Source organism: Curtobacterium sp. VKM Ac-2889 (genome assembly GCF_015350855.1).
Taxonomy (GTDB): domain Bacteria; phylum Actinomycetota; class Actinomycetes; order Actinomycetales; family Microbacteriaceae; genus Curtobacterium; species Curtobacterium poinsettiae.
The window spans coordinates 182,772-202,261 of record NZ_JADKSC010000001.1; the positions used below are offsets into that span (position 1 = coordinate 182,772).

Consider the following 19,490-nt stretch of genomic DNA (forward strand, 5'->3'; position numbering starts at 1 on the left):
GAAGTGACCGGAACGGTCAACCATCAACCCGAAACGGGAGATACCGATGTCGGAAGACGACAAGAAGAAGCAGCAGGACGAGGGCGCAACGCTCGAGGAGCAGCTGCAGGCAGCACAGGCCGAAGCCGAGAAGTGGAAGACGCTCTCCCGGCAGAACGAGCAGCGCGCGAAGGACAACGCCGACAAGGCGAAGAAGTTCGACGAGCACGAAGAGGCCAACCGCACCGAGCTCGAGAAGGTCCAGGCACGCGCCGAGGCCGCTGAGAAGGCTGTCGCGGAACGCGACGCCAAGGAGGCAGCCGTCAAGCTCCGCGAGGAGATCGCCACGGAGAAGAAGTTCGCCGATCGCAAGATCAAGGCGTCCGCCCTCCGCGGCACCACTCGCGAAGAGCTCGAAGCGCACGCCGACGAACTGCTCGAGCTGATCCCCGCCCCGCCCGCCGGCCCCTCGGCCGATGGACAGGGACAGGCCGGTCAGCAGATCGGTGAAGGCGAGCTGTCGGTCGACGACGTCGTGGCGGCAGCAACCGCCAGGTAACCCCCGCTGGTGTTCGCCACGAACCCCACGCGGCCATCTCAACCAACCAAGGAGGAATCGTGGCGAACATCTTCACGAAGGGCACCAAGCTGGCGGCAACCGCCCTGGCACTGCTCCGGAAGAACATCAAGGCCCCCGGGCTCTTCACCACGAAGTACGGCGTCGCCGACTTCAAGGGTGCCGAGGGCGACACCATCGGCATCAAGCGCCCCGCCGTGCTCGTCGCTCGCAAGAAGGAGTGGCGCGGCGACGACGCGATCGTCATCGACAAGCTGGTGAACACGAAGATCCAGCTCACCCTGGACCAGCACATCTACAGCGCGGTGCAGCTCTCCCCCGAGGAGGAGACGCTGGACGAGGTCGACTACGTCCGCGACATCCAGGCACCGCAGGTCAGCGCGGTCGCCGAGGCGGTCGCGGCGACGGTCGTCACCGCGCTCACCGGTGCGACGTTCGTCAACTCGGTGAAGTTCAACCCGAACTCCGCCGACCCGATGGAGTCGGACCCGCGCAAGGTCGCGGTCCGCGCCCGGAAGCTGTTCCAGAAGGCGCACGTGCCGGCCACCGGCCGGTACTGGCTCGTCGGTGCGGACGTCTCCGAGGCGATCGCGTCGAACGACAAGCTGCTCGAGGTCGACACCTCGGGCCTGCCGGAGGCACTGCGTGACGGCGTCGTCGGTCGGCTCGGCGGCTTCACCATCGTCGAGCTCGACGAGCTCGACCCGACCGCCTCGTACTTCGTGCACGAGTCGGCCGTCGCCTGGGTCGTCGTGGCCCCGGTCGTCCCGAACGGTGTCGCCAAGGGCGGCGGCGTCGCGGCCGGCAACGGTCTCGCCGTCACCCAGCTGTGGGACTACGACAGCGACCACCTGAAGGACCGCTCCGTGGTCCACGCCTTCGCCGGCGCGGCCCCGGTCACGGACCCGAAGACGAACGCGGACGGCTCGCTCGTCCTCGACGGCGACAACAAGCCGACCCTGCAGTTCGTGCGCGCCGTCAAGGTGACGTTCAGCACCACCGCCCCCGCGGCGTCCTGAGAGGAGTGAGGTCATGGCCGAAGCGCTGGCAACGAAGGAAGACGTCGTCAAGGCGCTCGGCCGTGACCTCACCGCCTCCGAGACAAAGCAGGTCGACGTGCACCTGCTGAAGGTGTCGGAGCTGTTCCGCAAGGAAGCGCGCCAGCAGTTCACCCTGGGCCGGTCCACCAACCGGCTCCGGGTGACTGCCGGCGCGCTCACCCTCCCGCAGCGCCCCGTGCGCGCGGTCCTCACGGTCGACGGTGAACCCGCCGACCGGTTCACCCTCATCGGGCAGCGGCTCGAGGTGCCGGTGCCCACCGGCACGACCGTCGTGGTCGACTACGAGCACGGCTCCGACGAGGTCCCCGACCTGGTCACGCTCACCGTCGCCGGCGTCGTCGCGCAGCTGTTCGAGGCGGACCCGCGCGCCCGCGCCGGCGTCTCGCAGCGCGGGGAGACCCGCGGCCCGTTCAGCTCGCAGGAGACGTACGCCGCCTGGGCGCAGGGCGCGGCCCCGCGGCTCGCCCCCGACGACCTCCGCACCGCGCAGTCGTACCGGGTGAAGTCGTACGGCCTGATCGTGCAGGGGTACTGATGACCGGCGAGACCGTCACCTGGCACCACCGCACCGACACCGGCCAGCGCGACCGGTACAACAAGCCGATCCTCACCGACGCCGACACCCCGCTCACCGACGTCCTCATCGCGCCGAACCTCGGCGACGAGGTCACCGGGACCGCCGAGAACACCTCGAGTACCCGGATCACCCTCTACCTCCCCGCCGTTGCGGGTATCGGCTCCGACGACGAGCTCACCGTCCGCGGCACCCGCTACAAGGTCCTCGCCGACGAGGCCGACTGGTCGACCGGCATGAGCGACTGGAAGCCCGGCTCCGTCGTGCAGCTCGAGCGGAAGGACTACGTCAGTGCCTAAGTCGCGCGTCGTCCTCAACCGCCGCGGCTTCGGAGCCGTCCTCGCGTCCAAGGGCATCGAGGACCAGCTGCGCCCCCTCGCCGACGACATCGCCGCGCAGATCCCCGGCGGCGCGACCGTCACCGCGATCCGCACGGGTGTCGGCACCTCGAACTCCCGCGTCCGCCTCCGCGTCGAGGCCGTGGTGTGGGAACGTGCCCGGCTCATCTCCGCGATGCGCCAGGTCCTCAGCAACGCCCAGTCCCGCTAGGAGGACCCGTGCACGGCATCGTCTACGACGACTTCCTCGCCCACCTCATCCGGCGCACCGACGCCCTCCTCACGGCCCGCACCGAGCCGTACGCGGCCGGCGTCGAGGTCTCCGACCGGAAGTCGCCGGACAGCCGCCGCGCGGTCGTGCTGACGACGAGTCCGGGCGGCGGCACCAGCAACACCGTTCGAACCTCCTACGTCACGGTCGACGTCATCACAGACGATCAGGGCGACACGGTCGACCTGATCAACCTCGTCCTCGCGCTGGCGACCTCGCGCGGTGCCGGCGGCATGGTCGACGGCTCACCGATCACGTTCGCCGAGGTCAACGGCGGGCCGAACGCGGATCCCGCGGCGGACGGCTACTTCAAGCAGACCGCGCAGCTCGAGCTGCGACATCGCGGTCGCAACCTCTGACCCACCATCTCGAAGCCCTGCCACTGGCGGGGCTTCTCTCATTCCTCCCACCGAGCAGGGATGCCAGGGGCACACGCCCGCCACATCACAACTGGAAGGAAGGGTCCACGTGTCCCTGAACTCAGAGAACGTCCGCGTCGCGGTCACCGGTGCGGCGTACGTCGCCCCGACGACCGCGGACAAGCCGACCAGCGCGACCAGCGCACTCGGCGTCGACCACAAGGATCTCGGCTACATCAGCGATGGCGGTCTCACCGAGACCCGCGACCGCTCGACGAACCAGATCCGGGCCTGGCAGAACGCCGCGCTCGTCCGCGAGCCCGTCACCGAGTCCTCGATCAAGTACCAGTTCGTGCTGATCGAGACGAAGAAGGAGACGATCGAGGAGTACTACGGCGTCAAGGTCGCCGCGGACGGTTCGATCAAGATCGACCCGGGGCAGACCGGCGGCCGGAAGCAGTACACCTTCGACGTCATCGACGGCGACGAGGTCATCCGTGTCTCGGTCCCGTCCGGCGAGGTCACCGAGGTCGGCGACCAGGTGTACGTGAACGGCGACCCCATCGGGTACGAGCTCACGGTCACCGGCTACGCCATCACCGACGGCGACGAGTCCTACTCGGCCATCAAGTGGTACGCGTCCCTCGACACGACGGGAGCCTGAGCATGAGCGCCAAGAGCATGTTCGTCCGCCACGTCCACACCGGCGAGATCAAGCAGGTCACTCCGGAGCAGCGCGAGGCACAGGACAAGAACTACTGGGTCCGTGTCACCGGCGACGACGTCAAGGCCACGCAGCCCGTCACCGACGCACCGACGCCGGACCCGAAGACCACTCCCAAGGCGGCCTCGCCCAAGGAGTGAACCACCGGCGTGCCGGGGCGCTCGGGCCCCGGCACGCCTCCCACCCACACCCGAGCACTCTCAACCGAGCCAGGAGATACGCATGACCGAGACCACCGCCGTGAAGGCACTGCAGATCAAGGCCAAGAGCCGCCCGCCGCTCGTCGTCGAGTACGACGGCACGGAGTACACGCTGCCCGGACGCATCCCGTCCGAGATCCTCACCGCACAGGCGCAGAACAAGAAGCCGAAGAACCCGGCGAAGGACGTGCAGGAGCAGTGGCAGCGCGAGGTCGGCGTCGCCCTCGTCGACGCCTTCTACGACCACGTCGTACCCGCCGACTTCAAGGGGGCACTCGACATGGAAGACCTCGGCCCGGTCTTCGAGGCATGGTCGGAGCACGTCGGCCTGGGGGAATTCAAGGGCTCCGGGAACTAGCGGAGTCCTACCCCGACGAACTCGTCTGGGAGCTGCACCAGCTCCGCATCGACATCGACGACATCGGCGGCGACGACACCCCAGACCGGAAGGCGGTCGACCACGTACTGGTCGACCGCCTTCTGCGTGTCGCCACCCGCGACACGTCGTCCGTGCTGTTCGCCGCGACGCACGGCTGGGACTTCCCCGTCTCGCGCGAGTGGGTCCAGATGGCGGACTTCATCGACGCCTTCTATGCGGCGAACAGCAACGGCCGGCGGCCGAAGCCGTACCCGCGTCCCTGGCAGGACAACAACACGAGCCGACTCGGCAAGACCGATCTCTCCCCTGCAGAAGCACGGGAGGTGCTGCGAAAGAACAGGGGCTGACCGATGTCGACCGAATCCGCGATCGCGTACGTCTCCGTCGTCCCGCAGGCGAAGGGTGCCGGGCGCGCCATCGAGCGGGAGATCAACCCGCAGGCGCTCGGCACCTCGGTCGGCAGCAAGATGTCCGGCAGCTTCCTGAAGTCCGTCGGGTCGATGGCCCTGAAGACCACTGCGGTCGTCGGTGGGGCCGTCACCGCCATCGGCGCGACCATCGCCGGCGTCGCCGCGAAGAAGGGCCTCGACCGGCTCCTCGACATCGACTCCGCCAAGGGCAAGCTCAAGGGCCTCGGCCACGACGTCGACGGCATCGCGACCATCATGGACAGCGCTCTCGCGTCCGTGAAGGGGACCGCGTTCGGACTCGGCGACGCTGCAGGCGTTGCCGCGTCCGCTGTCGCCGCGGGCATCAAGCCCGGCCGCGACCTCACGAAGTACCTCTCCCTCACCGCTGACGCAGCCACCATCGCGGGCTCGTCGCTGGGCGAGATGGGCTCGATCATCAACAAGACCACCACCAGCGGCAAGGTCTACACCGACAACCTCAACCAGCTTGCCGACCGGGGCATCCCGATCTTCCAGTGGCTGCAGGACGAGTACAAGGTCTCCGCCGACGACCTGTCCGACATGGTCCGCAAGGGTGAGGTCGACTCGGAGACCTTCCGCAAGGTCATCGAGAAGAACATCGGCGGCGCTGCCCTCGCGTCCGGGCAGACCGTCCGCGGCGCTGCCGCAAACATGGGTGCCGCCCTTGGCCGCCTCGGCGCGATGTTCCTCTACGGAGCCGTCGCTGGCGCACCCGCGCTCTTCACCTCCGTCATGAACGCCGTCGACCGCGCCGGCGTCGCCCTGCAGCCCTTCGCCGACGTCCTCAACGAGAAGGTCACGAAGGGGATGGCAGCCCTCGCCGGGTGGATCGACCGGGTCGACTTCGGCAAGGTCATCGCCGGGGCCTCCGAGTTCGTCGGCAAGGTCCGTGACGTCTTCTCCTCGCTGAGCAGCGGCGACACCGACACCGCCCTCGGCAGCGTCGGTGCGTCCCTGTCCAAGCTCACTTCGGCCTTCACCACGTTCCGCGACCAGCTCCCGGAGCTCGGCGACTCCGCCGGCAAGCTCGCCGCGGCCGGGATCACCGTCCTCGCGGGTGTCCTCGGGTTCCTCGCCGATCACGTCGACACGATCGTCAAGTACATGCCGCTGATCGTTGCCGGCTTCATCGCCTGGCAGCTCGCCTCCCGGGCGACGGCGGCGGCGTCGGTCGTGCTCCGTACTGCCGAGCTCCTGGCCCTGCCGGTGCAGATCAAGCGGAACATCCTCCGCCTCGAGGCCGCGCGCCTCGAGTACGCGACCGCCCGCGGCATGGGCGTCTCCGCTGCCGCGACCGCCGCCAACACCGGCGTCACCAACCAGAACGCCTCGGCGCTCGGCCGCCTCACCCTCGCGCAGCGGATCTCGACCACGGCGACGACGGTCGGCACCGTCGCGACGCTCATCGGTGCTGGCGCGCTTCGCATCTTCGGCGCTGCCGTGAAGGTCGCGATGGGTCCGATCGGCATCATCATCGCCATCGTCGGCGCGCTCGTCGCTGGGCTCGTCTGGTTCTTCACGCAGACGAAGCTCGGCCAAGCCATCGTGCAGACCGTCTTCGCCGCGATCAAGGTCGCGGTCGCAGCGGTCGGCGACGCCTTCGTGTGGCTCTGGGAGAACGCGATCAAGCCCGCATGGGACGGGATCGCCGCTCGGGCAACCTGGCTGTGGCAGACCATCCTGCAGCCCGCCTTCGCCGGCATCGGCCTCGCCGTGCAGACCGTCGGCGGGTTCTTCGTCGCCCTGTGGACGAACTACATCGCCCCGCCGCTCACCGCGATCGGCAACGCCGTCGGCTATCTCTGGAACAGCTGGATCTTCCCGATCTTCCAGCTGATCGGCGCGATCGTCGTCTGGGCAGGTGGCATCTTCGCCTCGGCCGTCTCCGGCATCGTCGGGCTGATCGTCAACACCCTCGGTGCGACGTTCTCCTGGCTGTGGACCGGTGTCATCCAGCCGGTCTTTACCTGGATCGGTGCAGCGATCTCGGTCTGGTGGACCACGGTGTCGTCGATCTTCGGCTTCGTCGTTGGCTTCGTCCGGGGCACCCTCGGTGCGGCTTTCTCGTGGCTGCGGTCGGGCGTGATCTCGCCGGTCTTCACCTGGATCGGTGCCATGTTCTCCGCGTGGTGGAACGGGCTCGTCATGCCGATCTTCTCGGCCGTGGTCGGGTTCCTTCGCAACACCCTCGGCCCGGTGTTCACCTGGCTCCGCGACACGATCATCCGGCCGGTCTTCTCCGCGATCGGCACGGTCGTCCGCGGGGTCTGGAACTCCTGGATCAAGCCGGTCTTCGACAAGATCGTCGACATCGCGAAGAACACCGTTCCGAAGGCGTTCACCGCCATGAAGGACGGGATCGGCAAGGCCTGGGACCTGGTCAAGTCGGTCGTGAAGGCCCCGATCAAGTTCATCGTCGAGACCGTCATCCGTGACGGGATCATCGGGAACTTCAACAAGCTCGCGAAGGTCTTCCACACCAAGCCGTTGCCGAACGTGTCCCTCCCCAAGGGATTCGCGACGGGTGGCTACACGGGGCCCGGCGGCAAGTACGACCCCGCCGGCATCGTCCACGCAGGCGAGTTCGTCTTCACCAAGGAGCAGACCGCCCGCCTCGGCGTCGGCCGGCTCCACGACATCGCCCGCAACGGCTACGCCAAGGGCGGCCTCGTCACCGACGCGAAGAAGAACATCGCCGCCGGGTGGGACTGGATTGCTGGCAAGGCCGGCAAGGCGTGGGACTGGACGAAGAATGCCGCCGAGACCGCACAGTCGGTCGTCTCCGACCCGATGGGCACCCTCGGCAAGCTCGTCAAGGGCCTCATCGGCAAGGTCCCCGGTGCCGGCGCGATGCTCGACATGGCGAAGGGCGTCGGTGGCAAGGTCCTCTCGAGCGTCATCGACAAGATCAAGGGGATCGCCTCCGACGTCGGTGCCTTCGGCGGCAACGGCGCGAACGGGCAGCTCCCGTCGTCAGCGCTCGCCAAGGCCAGCGGCTTCGCTCCCGGCTCCGGTGTCGGCGCGACCGGCGGACTCCTGCAGAAGGGAGCCGCCGCCGCGTGGAACCTCGCCAACAAGGCATCGGGTGGCATCCTCCGGCTCACGGAGGGCTACCGCGACCTCAAGGCACAGGCGTACCGGTGGTCGCTGTTCAAGAACGGCGGCAACCTCGCTGCTCCCGTCGGCACGTCGGTGCACGGTCTCGGCCGTGCTGCCGACGTCGCAGGCGGGCAGTCGTGGCTTCGCGCGAACGGCGCGAAGTACGGCTGGGCGAACACCGGTCTCGGGTTCTCGCAGCGGGAGCCGTGGCACTTCGAGTTCAAGGGCATGTCCCAGAACGTCCCGCAGCTCGCCGCCGGTGCCCTCGTCGGCCGCCGCCCGGGCGGGACGCTCGTCAACGTCGGCGAAGGCCGGTACGACGAGGCCGTGGTGCCACTCACTCCGCGCATCAGCGACGCCCTCGCTGGCGATCGGCGCACCGTCCAGCGGGGCCCGCTCGTCGGGAGCCTCACCCTGCAGTCGACCGGGGTCATCAAGGAAGACCTCGCCGAGGTCGACCACTACCTGAGCTCGCTCGAGCGGGGAGGACGTCACAAGTGAGCACCGACTGGAAGCTCGACTGCGGGCCGGACGGGGTCATCCTGTTCGGCTCGCAGTCGTCGCGGTACCCGTTCGACAAGGCACCGGAGATCAGCGACGCCGAGCGGGAGAACCAGGACAGCTCCCTCCCGGGTATCGACGGGAACTTCTTCGGCGACGACACCACCGCGGGACAGACGGTCGCGTTCGGACTCAACGCACTCGGCGAGACCGACGCCGAAGCTGAGGCGCTGTACGCAGCGTTCCGGAAGGCCTGGCGAGCGGACAGCGTCCGCCGCACGCCAGGCGCGACCGCGACACTGACGGCCCCGTCGGGCCGGTCGACGTTCGGTCGACCGCGGCGGATCACTCCCGCGTACATGCCGATCGGTTCCGGCGCGGTAGGCGTCACTGCCGACTTCGCCACCCAGGACGACCTCTGGTACGGCCCCGAGGACTACCTGCAGGTGCCGTTCGCGCTGTCCCAGTCGGGTGGCTTCGTCTTCCGGGAGTACAGCAACGTCGAGGGCCTCACCCTCGCCGAGTCCTCGCCCGGGTCCGGGCTCTACCTCACGACGGGGCTCACCGAGGAACCGCCGGGTTCCGGCCTGTACTCGCCCGACGGACTGATCGAGTCGCCGCCGGGTTCCGGCCTGTACGCGACGACGTCGCGGGTCACCACTGCCGAGGGGCTCCGGTTCCCGCTCGTGGCACGCGGGTACACGACCGCCGAGAACACCTTCACCGTCCTCGGAGACGTTCCCACCTGGCCGATCATCACGATCAACGGTCCGATCCTCAACCCCACCGTCGAGGTCGCCGGCCAGTTCCGGTTCACCGCGGCGACGTCGCTCCGCTACGACGAGCAGCTCACGATCGACACCCGACCTGGCCGGCAGAGCGTGCTCCGCAACGGCACGCAGATCGCGTCACTGACCCGCACGTCGACGCTGCTGCCCGCCGCGGCGCTGCCGCCGGGCTCGCACACCTTCACTCTCTCCGGCTCGTCCTCGTCCGGCGCACCCACCGCGCGGATCGTCTGGCGCGCCGCGTACCCAACCCCCTAAGGAGGGCGACCCCGCATGGCTCTTGATGGTGTCCCACTCGCAATCGGCGGCGACGCCGAGCACAGCCCGAGCTCCGTCCGCCAGCTGGTGTACCTCGCCACCGGCGGCCGGCAGGGTGTCGCAGCCCCCGGCGACCTCAAGGTCACCCAGCTCGACGTGCCCGGTGCCGGCGTGAAGGTCGCGTCCGGCAACGGCGCGGTCCTCAACCGGGTCGCCGCGCAGGAGGCCTACTCCGTCCGCAACGGCGTCGCTGACACAAGCAGCGTGAAATTCACCCCGACGGGGTCGGCATCGGGCCGCTCCGACCTGGTGATCTGCCGCGTCGACAACCCCTACATCGACGGCAACGCCCAGGCTCCCGCGGATCCCCGCAACGGACCCTACGTGAAGTTCGACATCATCCCCGACGTGCCCGCCGGCACCCGGTCGCTGCAGGAGCTCAACCAGTACAAGGGCCTGTCCGCGATCGAGCTCGCCCGCGTCGACCTGCCGAAGTCCACCGGCACCGTCACGAACGCGATGATCACCGACCTCCGGTCGCTGGCGAACCCGCGGTCGGAGCCGCAGACGCTCTTCGGATCCGCCGAGCCCGGGGCCCGCCTCACCTCGTCGACGTTCACCGCGTGGCCCACCACGAACACGTACGAGGTGGACGTGCCGCCGTGGGCGACGCACATCATCGCGCGCCTCGAGTTCATGGGTGGCCAGAGCGCGGCGAAGGCCGCCGGGTCGCTGCGACTCATCCTCGGCAGCTCGACCGCGTTCGGGCAGTACGACTACAACTACGCCGCCCAAAACGGGCAGGCGCGGCAGATGGTCGTCGTCGCTGGTGAGCTCAAGCTGCCGGCCGCGGTGAAGGGCACGAAGCAGCCGCTCCGGATCTCCGGTCTCCGCTCGGACGGCGACGGCTACCTGTTCACCGTCGACTCGACGTACTACCTCGCGGACGTGCAGTTCGTGGAACGGCTGGCCTGATGGAGCGGTTCATCATCCAGCGCGCCGTCACCGGAGAAGTGCTCTCGTACGACTTCCGCGGCATGACCGCCGGCGCGCCCACTCGGGAGCTCTCCGCGGTCGGGACGATGCCGATCACGGTCCCCGCCGCGCAGGCGAACAGCAACGCGTCCGACGGTGAACCCTTCTTCGACGAGTGGGGCACCATCGTCACCGTCGCCGACGATGACCAGATCCGGTTCCGCGGCATCGTCACCGACGTCTCGTACGCCGGCCCCGAGTGGAAGCTGACTCTGTCTGCTCTCCCGACGGTCCTCTACGGCTGCCCCTACGGCGACGAGCCCTACTACGGGGCCGAGGTCGACCCGGCGTCCATCGTCCGGAAGCTCGTCGCGCACGTGCAGTCGTTCCCGGACTCCGACATCGGCCTCACCGTCGTCGGGACCACCCCGGTCCGCGTCGGCTCGTTCTCCACACAGCGACGCATCGAAGCCGTCGCGTACTACGACGAGAAGGTCCGCGACTACAAGGCCGAGAACAAGACCCTGCAGGCGCTCCGCAAGATCGTCGCGACCACCCGGAAGACGGCCGCCACGCAGCGCACCAGCCGCGCGAACGCGTCGAAGGACCTCACCGCCGCGAAGAAGGCACTCACCGCTGCGAAGCGGGCCCTCACCGCGGCGAAGAGCGCGCTCACGGCGGCGCAGAAGACGAAGGACCCGGCGAAGATCGCCGCGGCCCAGACCGCCGTCCGGAACGCCCAGACCGGCGTGACGGACGCCACCGGGGTCGTCAACGACCGCCAGGCCGCCCTGAACGGCCGCGACGGCAACCTCGACACCACGAACGCTCGCATCAAGGCTCAGCAGGCCGACGTCGACGCGCAGGCCGCGATCGTCGCGACGATGAAGGAGCGGAAGGACAAGGCGTCGGAGCTGAAGAGCGCCGCGCAGCAGCAGGAGTCCGAGGACGGCGGTGCGTACGCGCTCGAGGCGTGGGAGGCACCGGACTGCGGGCGACTCATCGACGACCTCGCGAAGGACGCCCCGTTCGACTGGGTCGAGGAGCACTACTGGTCCGGCGACGTGCCAGCGACACGGATCCGGATCGCGTACCCGCGCACCGGCCGCCGCCTCGAGGGTGACGGAGCGCCCACGTTCCAGCAGGGCGTGAACATCGCCGTGCGGCTGCAGCCCGCCTCGTCCGGGGGTGACTTCGCGAACACCGTGTTCGGCATCGGCGCGGGCGAGGGGGCCGGGTCCATCCGTCGGCTGATCTCGAAGCGGGACGGCCGGCTCCGCCGCGTCGCGACGCTGCAGTCGAAGGACATCAAGTCGAAGCAGGACATGGTCACCCGACTGCAGGCGGAACTCGTCGCACGTCAGGAAACCCTCGCTGTCGATTCGATCGTCGTGACCGAGCACGTGAACAGCCCCCGCGGCTCCTACGCGCTCGGCGACGACATCTTCGTCCAGGGGAAGGTCCCGCACTACGGGGACTTCGGCCTGTGGCACCGCATCGTCGGCATCACCGAGAACACGAATGGGACGACTGAGATCAGCCTGCAGCTGACGGACTCGTTCACCTACGGATCAGGAGTCGAGTGATGGACGCATCCGAGAAGGTCGCGCGTCGCCTGTACGCCATCCAGGTGCAGCTCGAGCGGCTCGGCCGATCGTCTCAGCTCGGGAACACCACAATCGGCGGTGACGCTGCCGTGGGCGTCACTGACGTCGTCGGCGAGGCGGTGGTCACGAACGACGCGATGCCGGACGTGCAGGGCGATGCCGCCGACGGCAACGAGGGTGTCTCGGACCTGCAGGCGATCAGCTCAGCCAGCGACGACGACCTCATCGCCCGCTTCGAGGACGCCGCCGCCGACCGGGAGGACGCCGCGGCCGAGATCCTGGACTCGCTGCAGGACATCGCTGCAGCGTTCGGCGAGGACATCACCGGCCTGTCCGACCGGGTCGACAACGTCATCGTCGGGGCCGGCATCACGCTGCTGCTCTACTCCGACGAGGAGCCGGAGGGCACTGCCCCGACGGGCTCGACGTGGTTCATGATCAACGCCGCCGAGGACATCGTCGGTCAGTGGCAGCAGACCGGAACCTACGAAGCACCGGTGTGGACGCCGCGGCGGATCGCGTCGGAGGTGTTCGCGAACGTCGACGTCGGCAAGCTCACGGCAGGCCAGGCTGCGATCCTCGACCTCGTCGCCATGAAGATCGCGGCCTCGACGGCGAACCTGCAGACCGTCAACGTCGGGAACCTCTTCGTCACCGAAGGCGCGACGATGCCGCAGGCGGTCATCGACTACCTCTTCGCGAAGGTCGTGCAGGCAAAGCAGATCGTCGCCGAAGTGGTGCAGACCTCCCAGTCCGGCACCCGCGTCGAGATCCGCAATGACAGCAGCGACCGCGGCCACGTCTACTTCTACGACTCGAACGACGCACTCGCCGGCGACATTCAGGGCGTACCCGCGCCCGACGACCCGCCGGAAGGCGCATCCGCCCGGCAGAACGGGCTGTCGTTCGCCGGCGACTCGCTGTTCATCGGCGACGTCACGATCGCCAACCCGGGCACCGGACCAGCGTCCGTGCAGATGCAGGCTCCGGGTGCGCTCTTCGACACGGTCTACGTGAACGAGATCCGTGACCCCAAGACCGGCCGCGTCGTCGTCGGTCAGGCAACCGGAGTGACCCAGAACGTCCTCAAGGCGATGTCGGGCAACCCGGTCCTCGGACAGCTCGGCTACGCGACCTGCACGTGGCAGATCGTCGGGGCGACCTGCGAGGTGAAGTACTCGATCTACTTCCGCGGCACCCCAGCCCCGGGGTCTGGCCGCTGGTACCTCGAGCTCCCCATCCCCGCAGTGATGCCGGCTGGCGTGAACTACACGCCGATCCTCACCGGCCGGTACGACCGCAACGGGTCGAACGCCAGCGGTTTCGCCGTCTACGGCGACACCGACGGCGGCAACCTCGACCGCATCGCGTACCTCAGCACCGACACCGGTACACGCCTCACTGGCTCGCTGCCCAACCTCGCCATCGACACCGACCGGCTCCTGCTGCTCGGCCACTACCAGATCGCCTGACCCGAAGGAGAACCAGCATGTCGGTCATCGTCGGAACATCGGAGCTGCCCGGTCGCACGTTCGGGAAGCCCCAGGTCATGTCGAACGTGCAGGCCGGGTGGAACCTCATCGCCGCCCTCGCCGAGCTCCGGCGTGACCACGGACTCATCGTCACCGTAAACGAGGCCGACCGGTCGCGCGAGGACCAGATCGGAGTCCGCCAGGACTACATCGGGTTCCTCAACGGCGGCCCGTGGGCACCCCTCGCCGCGTTCTGCACCTGGGGCCCACCCCCGCAGTTCACGTCCACGCACGACCCGCTGAACTACGGCAACGCCGCGGACCTCGGCGGCCCGGGCGGCGCGGTCATCAGCGACCGCGCCCGGGACCTCCTCGACGGCAACCACCCGGACGGCGTCATCGGCCGGAAGTACGGCCTCCGCAACACCGGGTGGAACTTCAGTCGGCGCGAGATCTGGCACTTCAACATCTACCCCGACCGAGCGCAGGTGCTCGCCCCCAACCCCAGCGTCGTGCTGGACCACGTCACCCCCAACATCACGAAGGAGCAGGCCATGAAGATCAAGTGGATCGACGAGTCGAAGTCGAAGGGTGCCAGGCAGGGCATCGTCGGCGAGCCCGGGTCGGGCATCGCGAAGACGTTCACCAACCAGACCGAGCGGGACGCGTTCTTCAACGCGCTCGACTGGGTGTGGGGCATCAAGCTCAAGGCGTCCGACCGGGTGCCGCTGTTCCGCGGCTCCTACAACGCCGCCATGAAGATCGCGAAGGGGGCGTGACGGTGAGCATCATCGACTTGAGCGTCGGAGAGACGCTGAAGGAGCAGTTCAGCCTGCAGCACGCGAAGAAGGCGTGGAGCGCCGGCATCGGCGGCGCGATCACCGGCGCGGGCACCGTGTCCCTCGCCGGCGTATTCGCGGACGGCAAGCTCGACGGCGCTGAGACCGGCGTCATCATCTCGGCCGTCGTCGGCGGCTTCGTCCTCGGCTTCGTCACCGCCTGGCTCCCCAGCAACGGGAGCACGACCACCACCCGCTCGAGCGACGAGCCCCCGGCCGATGTCGACGAGCCGACCACCGACGACGCACTCGTGCCCGGTGACGGGCTCGGCGACAACGGGCAGCCGAAGCACGCCGCGAACAGCTGAGCATGAACAACGGAACGGGGGCGGTCGCCGTGCAGCTGCTCCAATGGTTCGCGACGGCCGCCCCCGACTCCACTGTCCCCGGCTGGTGGGAGTGGTTGAGCGGGTCCCTGTCGGTGTCGGACATCATCTCCGGCAGCGGCCTCGCTTTCATCGTCGGCCTCTTCGCCACCCGGAAGATCATCACCATCGGCGATCACCGGGCGCGCGTCGCCGACCTCGAGAAGTTCTACGAAGCGCGCCTGTCCGAGAAGGACGCCCGGTACGAGGAGCTGCGCGAGTCGAAGAGCTACTGGCGCGAGGCACACAACGACCAGCGCGCCCGAGCCGAGAAAGCCGAAGACGGCGTCCGCGAGTTCGCCGACGAGTACGCGAAGCTCTCCAACCACCTCCTCGGCTCCATCGAGCAAGCCGCTGGAGGACCGTCATGAACGAGCAGACAGCCGGACGCGACGAAGCCCGCCGCGCTCGCGACGAGGCCCGGTCCGCCAAGTACCGATTCGACTCTGTCCTCGACAGCGTCCGCAACGGGCCGCTCGCTCAGCTCCGGGAGAGCCGCGAGCAGAACCACTTCGCGCAGAAGATGCGCGCGATCATCCGAGGGGAGAACTGATGGACGCGTGGTTCAACACTTGGGCCACCGTGCCGGCCACCATCGCCGGCACCTTCGCACTACTGACCGCCCTGCTGTACGGCATCGGGTCGGGCTGGTACCGGTCGCTGCTGGGGACCGTGTTCTTCGGCCTGTTCATCGGGACGATCCCGGTGTTCCTCCTGGTCCTCGTGCGCCGTGTCGCGGCGACGATCGCCAACGGCGGCCCCTCGAGCTCGGGCGACGGCTTCGGCCTGCTCGCGTTCCTGATCTACACCTTCGCGGCCGTCGTGTGGGTGTCCGTGTTCCTCACCATCATCCGGGAGCGGCGCACGACGCCCGTCCCTGTCCCGCCGGTCGGCCGGCCCCGCTCCTGACCTGAAAGGCCATCATGGGCACGAACCTCGTCCCGTCTATCGACTCAGACACCAAGCAGCTGCGCGACGACGTCCGCGCGCGGATCGCCGCGAACATCGAGGACCCTGGCACTCCCGAAGGCGTTGCGTTGTTCTCGCGGTCCGCTTCGGTCTGTGCTGCTCGTCCAGGCAATCGGATGGTGTGGCTCGGGGACTCCCTGACCCAGTGGCAGGACGCTGCGACGCCAGCGAACACCGCGACCTCGTCGGTCTCCCACTCGCAGCGAGTCAGTCTCGGGAACCTCGCGTCGATCATGACCGGCCAGCGCGCCCTGTACGTCAACAACGCCGGCATCGGCGGGAACACCACGGCGCAGATGCTCGCCCGGTTCGATGCCGACGTCATGCCCTACGCGCCCAACGTCGTGCACCTCCTCGCAGGCACCAACGACATCGGCAACAGCGTTCCGCTCGGCACCTCGATCGACAACATAGTGAAGCTCGTCGCGAAGATCCGACGCATTGGTGCAGTGCCGATTCTCGGCCTCCTGCCGCCCTCTGCGACGAGTCCCGCGAAGGTGACCCAGTGGAACATGGCGATCCGCCGGTACGCGCTCGCGCAGGGCATCGCGCTGGTCGACTACCACACACCGCTCGTCGACCCGGCTACGGGCAGCTTCCTGCCCGCATACCTCGGCGACGGCATACATCCGTCGAGCGCGGGATTCGGCGCGATGGCTCAGGCGTTCGCCTCCACGGTAGGTCCGCTACTGCCGCCGTTTTCGCCCTCCCTCCCGACGACGAACGCGCAGTCGAACAACCTGCTGGCCAATGGGCTGTTCCCTGGTGTGGGTTCGCCGTGGACGGGCTCACCGCAGAGTGTGTCCGCGGCAGCCGCACCCGCGGTCGGTAACTGGATGAACCTGACCGCCGACGGCTCCGCGTCCGGGACGATCTACCAGAACGTCCAGACCGCCCCGGTGCCGGGACACCGCTACATGCTGGTCGGCCGTGTGCAGACATCCGTCACCAGTGGCACGAGCGGGTTCCTCGTCCGGAACCGGATCACGACCGCGTCTGGCGCAGTCGACATGATGCCGATGAACAACATCCCCGTGGTGATCCCGGATGGGGTGTTCTTCACCGAGTACGTCTGTCCGGATGGGGCGACCGCGCAGCAGGTCATGTTCCAGATCAACTCAGGCATGGTCGGCACGATGAAGATCGCGCAGGTCGCGCTCTATGACCTCACGGCGCTCGGCATCGTGTAGCGGGAGCCGAGATCCTCAAACTCCCAAAGGAGCCCGGAGCAGTTTCGGCTGTGGTCATTGCGCTGCCGGGATCGGCATTATGGTGACCCGTATGTCTCGCATCGCACTGCCAGAATCGATCGTCACGAAGGTAGAACGTGCGGAGCACTTGGTTCGCGAACTAGATCAAATGTGCCAGATCTACGATGAGTCAAGGCCGATCGAGCTAGTCGCGGAAAGGCTGCCAACAAGCGACATACCCGGAAACGACATCTGGGGCGTGCGAGCTAGGGTCGTGAAGCAGCCCCCGAGGGAGGTCGCGGCAGTAGCTGGTGACATTGCCCACAACCTGCGCTCGAGCCTCGAATACCTCGCGCGAGCGCTGGTCGTGACCAATGGTGGCGAGCCAATCGATACCGGCAGGCAAAAGACCCAGTTCCCGATCGTCAACTGGTCGGACCTCACGAAGCTGACGATTCACGGTGGCGTTGAAGCGGAAGCAATGGACGTTGTCCGGTCCGTGCAACCGGGACCAGATGGTGCCAGCTCGCGACATCCGCTCGCTGTGCTCGGCGCGCTGAACAACGAAGACAAGCATCACGCGCCACTCGTCACTGCTGGCGGCACCGCCTCTCCTGCTGCGTTCATCATCCGCACGGTAGAGGCGGACCCCGTCGGCATTATCTCGCCTCTTGCCCGTTGGTTGAGAGACGGCGAGTGGGCTGTGAAGCCCTGCTTCCCACTGCCAGCGGACGCAGAAGTAGTCGTGGAGTCGACGATCTCATCCGTTGTCACCTTGGAGGGCGACAGCTTGACGATGCCATCCATCGTGAATGACTTTGACTACCTGCTCCGCTTCGTTCGCGGGGTCCTGCTCCCTAAGTTCCGGCGGTTCTTCGACGAACCATGGCCCGACGACGTCTTCATACCTGAAGGTCCTGTGCCGGCGATCGTTGAAGCGAAAGCGAAAGCGCTTGACACCGCCACCGTGTTGCGCGCCGCCGAACGGCTCGGTGCCGACTTCCCCTTTTCGTCAGATGGAACTCAACACATCCTCCTACTCGGAGTGGCGGAGTATTTCAACGTCGACCCTGAACTGATGCTCCCGACCGAGAACGGCTGAATCAACTCCGAAAGCACGCTTCGAGCGCACGCAGCAGCCCGCCGCCGCCACGCGCCTTCGGCCTAATTCACTCCACGAGCATTGCACCCTCGAAGGCCTGCGGGTGCACTGCATCGTTGCGGAAGGCCTCAGGAAGCGCTCGCCTCAACCTCGTCGAAGCCGCCGGCGGACATGGCGGTCACGCGCCAGGCCGAGGTGATTGGCGAATCGGAGGCGACGAGCGCAGTGCTGATCCTGCGCCGGTCCCGCCCGTCGACCGCCGACACTGACCCGCGGCGAGCGCCACGTGTACGAACGAGAGCCCCGCAGACCTTCACGGCCTGCGGGGCTCTTTCGTCGTTTCCGGGGTGCTTCAGTCGTCGTCGAGACCAGAGGTGAACTCGCGGAGCTCGAACCGGATGGCTTCCGGATCAACCTGTCGCGCCGAAGCGAGGCGATCAATGAGGTAGTGCTGCATGCCCATGACTGCGACGAGCAGCTGTGTGGGGTCGAGCTGGTGGTCTCCGGTCTCGTCGTTGACCGTGCCTTCGAACACCTCAAGTTCGTTGAGGCGAGTGAGGACGGCCTGGAACACGCGGTCCTTAGTTGCCAGGTCAGCTTCTGGATCGTCGATGTGGTGCAGGTCGATGAGGGCGTCAGAGATCTGCCCGATGGTGCCGGCCATCAGTCGTTGAGGTGCGCGATGGCGTAATCGGCCTCGGCTTGAGTGAATTTGTCGGCGACGTCGCTGGTGAGCTGGTCGCGGATCGCTTCAGGCGACATGCTCATCGTGTCCTGGTAGTTCTTCGCCGTGGCGAGGGCGTTCGCGTTCCAGTCAGCCTTCACGTTCTCGACGGCGTAGTCGGCTGCCTCGGCGGAGAACTTGTCGCCAGCCTCGGAAGTCAGCTGGGCACGGAGGCCCTCCTTCGACATGTGCATCATGTCGGAGTAGTTCTGCGCGGAGGTCAGCGCCGAGGCGTAATCGGCAGGAACGTCGGAGTCTGACGTGTCCTTCGACGCTTCCTCGGACGGCTCCTCCGAGGGGGCCGCCGATGCGGCGTCCTCTGTCGCGGCCGGCGCGGACGACTCGAGGGCGTCCGAGACGCTGCTGACCGCCGCCGAGTAAATCGATGCCGTCGTGATGCCGACGATGAGTGCGATGGCACCAAGGATCGTGCCGGCGATGGCGAGACCGCGGGCACGGTTCTTCTGGATGAGCCCGATGATGCCGAGGACGACGGCGACGAAGCCGAGGAAGATCGACACGAAGTTCACGATCGGGATCGCGCAGCCGATGATGGCGACGATGCCGATGATCAAGGCTGTCAGGCCGAGCGGGTTGGAGCGCTTCTGCGGCCCAGGCGGCGCGGTGGGTGCGGGCTGGTACTCGGTCATCGGGTTCCCCTTGTTGTTCCTGTGGACCGGCTGAGCATATGGCCAGAATGAGGTCCAG

At 67.7% G+C, this 19,490-nt stretch carries 24 protein-coding genes; 22 read left to right on the forward strand and 2 right to left on the reverse strand.

The window, feature by feature from the left end; all coding sequences use genetic code 11:
* The first annotated feature begins 46 nt into the window (after nt 1-46).
* The 22 genes from ITJ50_RS00880 to ITJ50_RS00985 all read left to right on the forward strand — a co-directional run bounded on the left by ITJ50_RS00880 (nt 47) and on the right by ITJ50_RS00985 (nt 18,058).
* Complete coding sequence (locus ITJ50_RS00880; protein WP_194589722.1) at nt 47-538, forward strand: hypothetical protein; 492 nt, start codon at nt 47-49, stop codon at nt 536-538.
* A 59-nt stretch (nt 539-597) separates the two neighbouring features.
* Nucleotides 598-1,575, forward strand: coding sequence for a P22 phage major capsid protein family protein (locus ITJ50_RS00885; protein WP_194589723.1), 978 nt, complete (start codon nt 598-600; stop codon nt 1,573-1,575).
* 13 nt (nt 1,576-1,588) lie between these two features.
* On the forward strand, nt 1,589-2,152 hold the full coding sequence (locus tag ITJ50_RS00890; RefSeq protein ID WP_194589724.1) for a hypothetical protein: 564 nt from the start codon (nt 1,589-1,591) through the stop codon (nt 2,150-2,152).
* Complete coding sequence (locus tag ITJ50_RS00895) at nt 2,152-2,490, forward strand: hypothetical protein (protein ID WP_194589725.1); 339 nt, start codon at nt 2,152-2,154, stop codon at nt 2,488-2,490. Before ITJ50_RS00890 ends, ITJ50_RS00895 begins: the two co-directional genes overlap by 1 nt.
* Nucleotides 2,483-2,740: a hypothetical protein gene (locus ITJ50_RS00900; protein ID WP_194589726.1), complete on the forward strand. Its 258-nt coding sequence runs from the start codon at nt 2,483-2,485 to the stop codon at nt 2,738-2,740. Before ITJ50_RS00895 ends, ITJ50_RS00900 begins: the two co-directional genes overlap by 8 nt.
* 8 nt (nt 2,741-2,748) lie before the next feature.
* Nucleotides 2,749-3,159 (forward strand): hypothetical protein, encoded by a 411-nt coding sequence (locus ITJ50_RS00905; protein ID WP_194589727.1) that lies wholly within the window; start codon nt 2,749-2,751, stop codon nt 3,157-3,159.
* A 109-nt stretch (nt 3,160-3,268) separates the two neighbouring features.
* Nucleotides 3,269-3,823, forward strand: coding sequence for a hypothetical protein (locus ITJ50_RS00910; protein WP_194589728.1), 555 nt, complete (start codon nt 3,269-3,271; stop codon nt 3,821-3,823).
* Between the two features lie 2 nt (nt 3,824-3,825).
* A complete protein-coding gene (locus ITJ50_RS00915) occupies nt 3,826-4,023 on the forward strand; it encodes a hypothetical protein (RefSeq protein ID WP_194589729.1) in 198 nt (65 codons plus the stop codon).
* An 82-nt stretch (nt 4,024-4,105) separates the two neighbouring features.
* Nucleotides 4,106-4,441, forward strand: a complete 336-nt coding sequence (locus tag ITJ50_RS00920; RefSeq protein ID WP_194589730.1) for a hypothetical protein — start codon at nt 4,106-4,108, stop codon at nt 4,439-4,441.
* Nucleotides 4,393-4,809: a hypothetical protein gene (locus tag ITJ50_RS00925; protein ID WP_194589731.1), complete on the forward strand. Its 417-nt coding sequence runs from the start codon at nt 4,393-4,395 to the stop codon at nt 4,807-4,809. Before ITJ50_RS00920 ends, ITJ50_RS00925 begins: the two co-directional genes overlap by 49 nt.
* 3 nt (nt 4,810-4,812) lie before the next feature.
* Nucleotides 4,813-8,493 (forward strand): tape measure protein, encoded by a 3,681-nt coding sequence (locus ITJ50_RS00930; RefSeq protein WP_194589732.1) that lies wholly within the window; start codon nt 4,813-4,815, stop codon nt 8,491-8,493.
* The gene (locus ITJ50_RS00935) at nt 8,490-9,539 is read left to right on the forward strand and encodes a hypothetical protein (protein ID WP_194589733.1); all 1,050 of its coding nucleotides are present in this window, start codon (nt 8,490-8,492) and stop codon (nt 9,537-9,539) included. The genes ITJ50_RS00930 and ITJ50_RS00935 overlap by 4 nt, the downstream gene beginning before the upstream one ends.
* A 15-nt stretch (nt 9,540-9,554) precedes the next feature.
* The gene (locus ITJ50_RS00940; protein WP_194589734.1) at nt 9,555-10,514 is read left to right on the forward strand and encodes a hypothetical protein; all 960 of its coding nucleotides are present in this window, start codon (nt 9,555-9,557) and stop codon (nt 10,512-10,514) included.
* On the forward strand, nt 10,514-12,100 hold the full coding sequence (locus ITJ50_RS00945) for a hypothetical protein (protein WP_194589735.1): 1,587 nt from the start codon (nt 10,514-10,516) through the stop codon (nt 12,098-12,100). The genes ITJ50_RS00940 and ITJ50_RS00945 overlap by 1 nt, the downstream gene beginning before the upstream one ends.
* Nucleotides 12,100-13,593 (forward strand): hypothetical protein, encoded by a 1,494-nt coding sequence (locus ITJ50_RS00950; protein WP_194589736.1) that lies wholly within the window; start codon nt 12,100-12,102, stop codon nt 13,591-13,593. The genes ITJ50_RS00945 and ITJ50_RS00950 overlap by 1 nt, the downstream gene beginning before the upstream one ends.
* 17 nt (nt 13,594-13,610) lie before the next feature.
* Nucleotides 13,611-14,372 (forward strand): hypothetical protein, encoded by a 762-nt coding sequence (locus tag ITJ50_RS00955; RefSeq protein WP_194589737.1) that lies wholly within the window; start codon nt 13,611-13,613, stop codon nt 14,370-14,372.
* Between the two features lie 2 nt (nt 14,373-14,374).
* Nucleotides 14,375-14,740, forward strand: coding sequence for a hypothetical protein (locus ITJ50_RS00960; RefSeq protein ID WP_194589738.1), 366 nt, complete (start codon nt 14,375-14,377; stop codon nt 14,738-14,740).
* A gap of 2 nt (nt 14,741-14,742) precedes the next feature.
* Complete coding sequence (locus ITJ50_RS00965) at nt 14,743-15,168, forward strand: hypothetical protein (RefSeq protein WP_194589739.1); 426 nt, start codon at nt 14,743-14,745, stop codon at nt 15,166-15,168.
* Nucleotides 15,165-15,350: a hypothetical protein gene (locus ITJ50_RS00970; RefSeq protein WP_194589740.1), complete on the forward strand. Its 186-nt coding sequence runs from the start codon at nt 15,165-15,167 to the stop codon at nt 15,348-15,350. The genes ITJ50_RS00965 and ITJ50_RS00970 overlap by 4 nt, the downstream gene beginning before the upstream one ends.
* Nucleotides 15,350-15,706, forward strand: coding sequence for a hypothetical protein (locus tag ITJ50_RS00975; RefSeq protein ID WP_194589741.1), 357 nt, complete (start codon nt 15,350-15,352; stop codon nt 15,704-15,706). Before ITJ50_RS00970 ends, ITJ50_RS00975 begins: the two co-directional genes overlap by 1 nt.
* 14 nt (nt 15,707-15,720) lie before the next feature.
* The gene (locus ITJ50_RS00980; protein WP_194589742.1) at nt 15,721-16,956 is read left to right on the forward strand and encodes a GDSL-type esterase/lipase family protein; all 1,236 of its coding nucleotides are present in this window, start codon (nt 15,721-15,723) and stop codon (nt 16,954-16,956) included.
* A 91-nt stretch (nt 16,957-17,047) separates the two neighbouring features.
* Complete coding sequence (locus ITJ50_RS00985; protein WP_194589743.1) at nt 17,048-18,058, forward strand: hypothetical protein; 1,011 nt, start codon at nt 17,048-17,050, stop codon at nt 18,056-18,058.
* Nucleotides 18,059-18,410: 352 nt separating this feature from the next.
* Here the strand turns inward: ITJ50_RS00985 and ITJ50_RS00990 are convergent, their stop codons facing one another.
* Both ITJ50_RS00990 and ITJ50_RS00995 read right to left on the reverse strand, forming a co-directional pair.
* Complete coding sequence (locus ITJ50_RS00990) at nt 18,411-18,722, reverse strand: hypothetical protein (RefSeq protein ID WP_194589744.1); 312 nt, start codon at nt 18,720-18,722, stop codon at nt 18,411-18,413.
* Complete coding sequence (locus ITJ50_RS00995; protein ID WP_194589745.1) at nt 18,722-19,432, reverse strand: Ltp family lipoprotein; 711 nt, start codon at nt 19,430-19,432, stop codon at nt 18,722-18,724. The genes ITJ50_RS00990 and ITJ50_RS00995 overlap by 1 nt, the downstream gene beginning before the upstream one ends.
* Nucleotides 19,433-19,490: the final 58 nt, after the last annotated feature.

Excerpts from the sequence above, each read along its gene's own strand:
- ITJ50_RS00965 (WP_194589739.1), top strand. The coding sequence starts at position 14,743 with ATGAACAACGGAACGGGGGCGGTCGCCGTGCAGCTGCTCCAATGGTTC.
- ITJ50_RS00950 (WP_194589736.1), top strand. The coding sequence starts at position 12,100 with ATGGACGCATCCGAGAAGGTCGCGCGTCGCCTGTACGCCATCCAGGTG.
- ITJ50_RS00945 (WP_194589735.1), top strand. The coding sequence starts at position 10,514 with ATGGAGCGGTTCATCATCCAGCGCGCCGTCACCGGAGAAGTGCTCTCG.
- ITJ50_RS00975 (WP_194589741.1), top strand. The coding sequence starts at position 15,350 with ATGGACGCGTGGTTCAACACTTGGGCCACCGTGCCGGCCACCATCGCC.
- ITJ50_RS00970 (WP_194589740.1), top strand. The coding sequence starts at position 15,165 with ATGAACGAGCAGACAGCCGGACGCGACGAAGCCCGCCGCGCTCGCGAC.
- ITJ50_RS00930 (WP_194589732.1), top strand. The coding sequence starts at position 4,813 with ATGTCGACCGAATCCGCGATCGCGTACGTCTCCGTCGTCCCGCAGGCG.
- ITJ50_RS00925 (WP_194589731.1), top strand. The coding sequence starts at position 4,393 with ATGGTCGGAGCACGTCGGCCTGGGGGAATTCAAGGGCTCCGGGAACTA.
- ITJ50_RS00940 (WP_194589734.1), top strand. The coding sequence starts at position 9,555 with ATGGCTCTTGATGGTGTCCCACTCGCAATCGGCGGCGACGCCGAGCAC.
- ITJ50_RS00990 (WP_194589744.1), bottom strand. The coding sequence starts at position 18,722 with ATGGCCGGCACCATCGGGCAGATCTCTGACGCCCTCATCGACCTGCAC.
- ITJ50_RS00920 (WP_194589730.1), top strand. The coding sequence starts at position 4,106 with ATGACCGAGACCACCGCCGTGAAGGCACTGCAGATCAAGGCCAAGAGC.
- ITJ50_RS00980 (WP_194589742.1), top strand. The coding sequence starts at position 15,721 with ATGGGCACGAACCTCGTCCCGTCTATCGACTCAGACACCAAGCAGCTG.
- ITJ50_RS00895 (WP_194589725.1), top strand. The coding sequence starts at position 2,152 with ATGACCGGCGAGACCGTCACCTGGCACCACCGCACCGACACCGGCCAG.
- ITJ50_RS00915 (WP_194589729.1), top strand. The coding sequence starts at position 3,826 with ATGAGCGCCAAGAGCATGTTCGTCCGCCACGTCCACACCGGCGAGATC.
- ITJ50_RS00985 (WP_194589743.1), top strand. The coding sequence starts at position 17,048 with ATGTCTCGCATCGCACTGCCAGAATCGATCGTCACGAAGGTAGAACGT.
- ITJ50_RS00890 (WP_194589724.1), top strand. The coding sequence starts at position 1,589 with ATGGCCGAAGCGCTGGCAACGAAGGAAGACGTCGTCAAGGCGCTCGGC.
- ITJ50_RS00955 (WP_194589737.1), top strand. The coding sequence starts at position 13,611 with ATGTCGGTCATCGTCGGAACATCGGAGCTGCCCGGTCGCACGTTCGGG.
- ITJ50_RS00880 (WP_194589722.1), top strand. The coding sequence starts at position 47 with ATGTCGGAAGACGACAAGAAGAAGCAGCAGGACGAGGGCGCAACGCTC.
- ITJ50_RS00995 (WP_194589745.1), bottom strand. The coding sequence starts at position 19,432 with ATGACCGAGTACCAGCCCGCACCCACCGCGCCGCCTGGGCCGCAGAAG.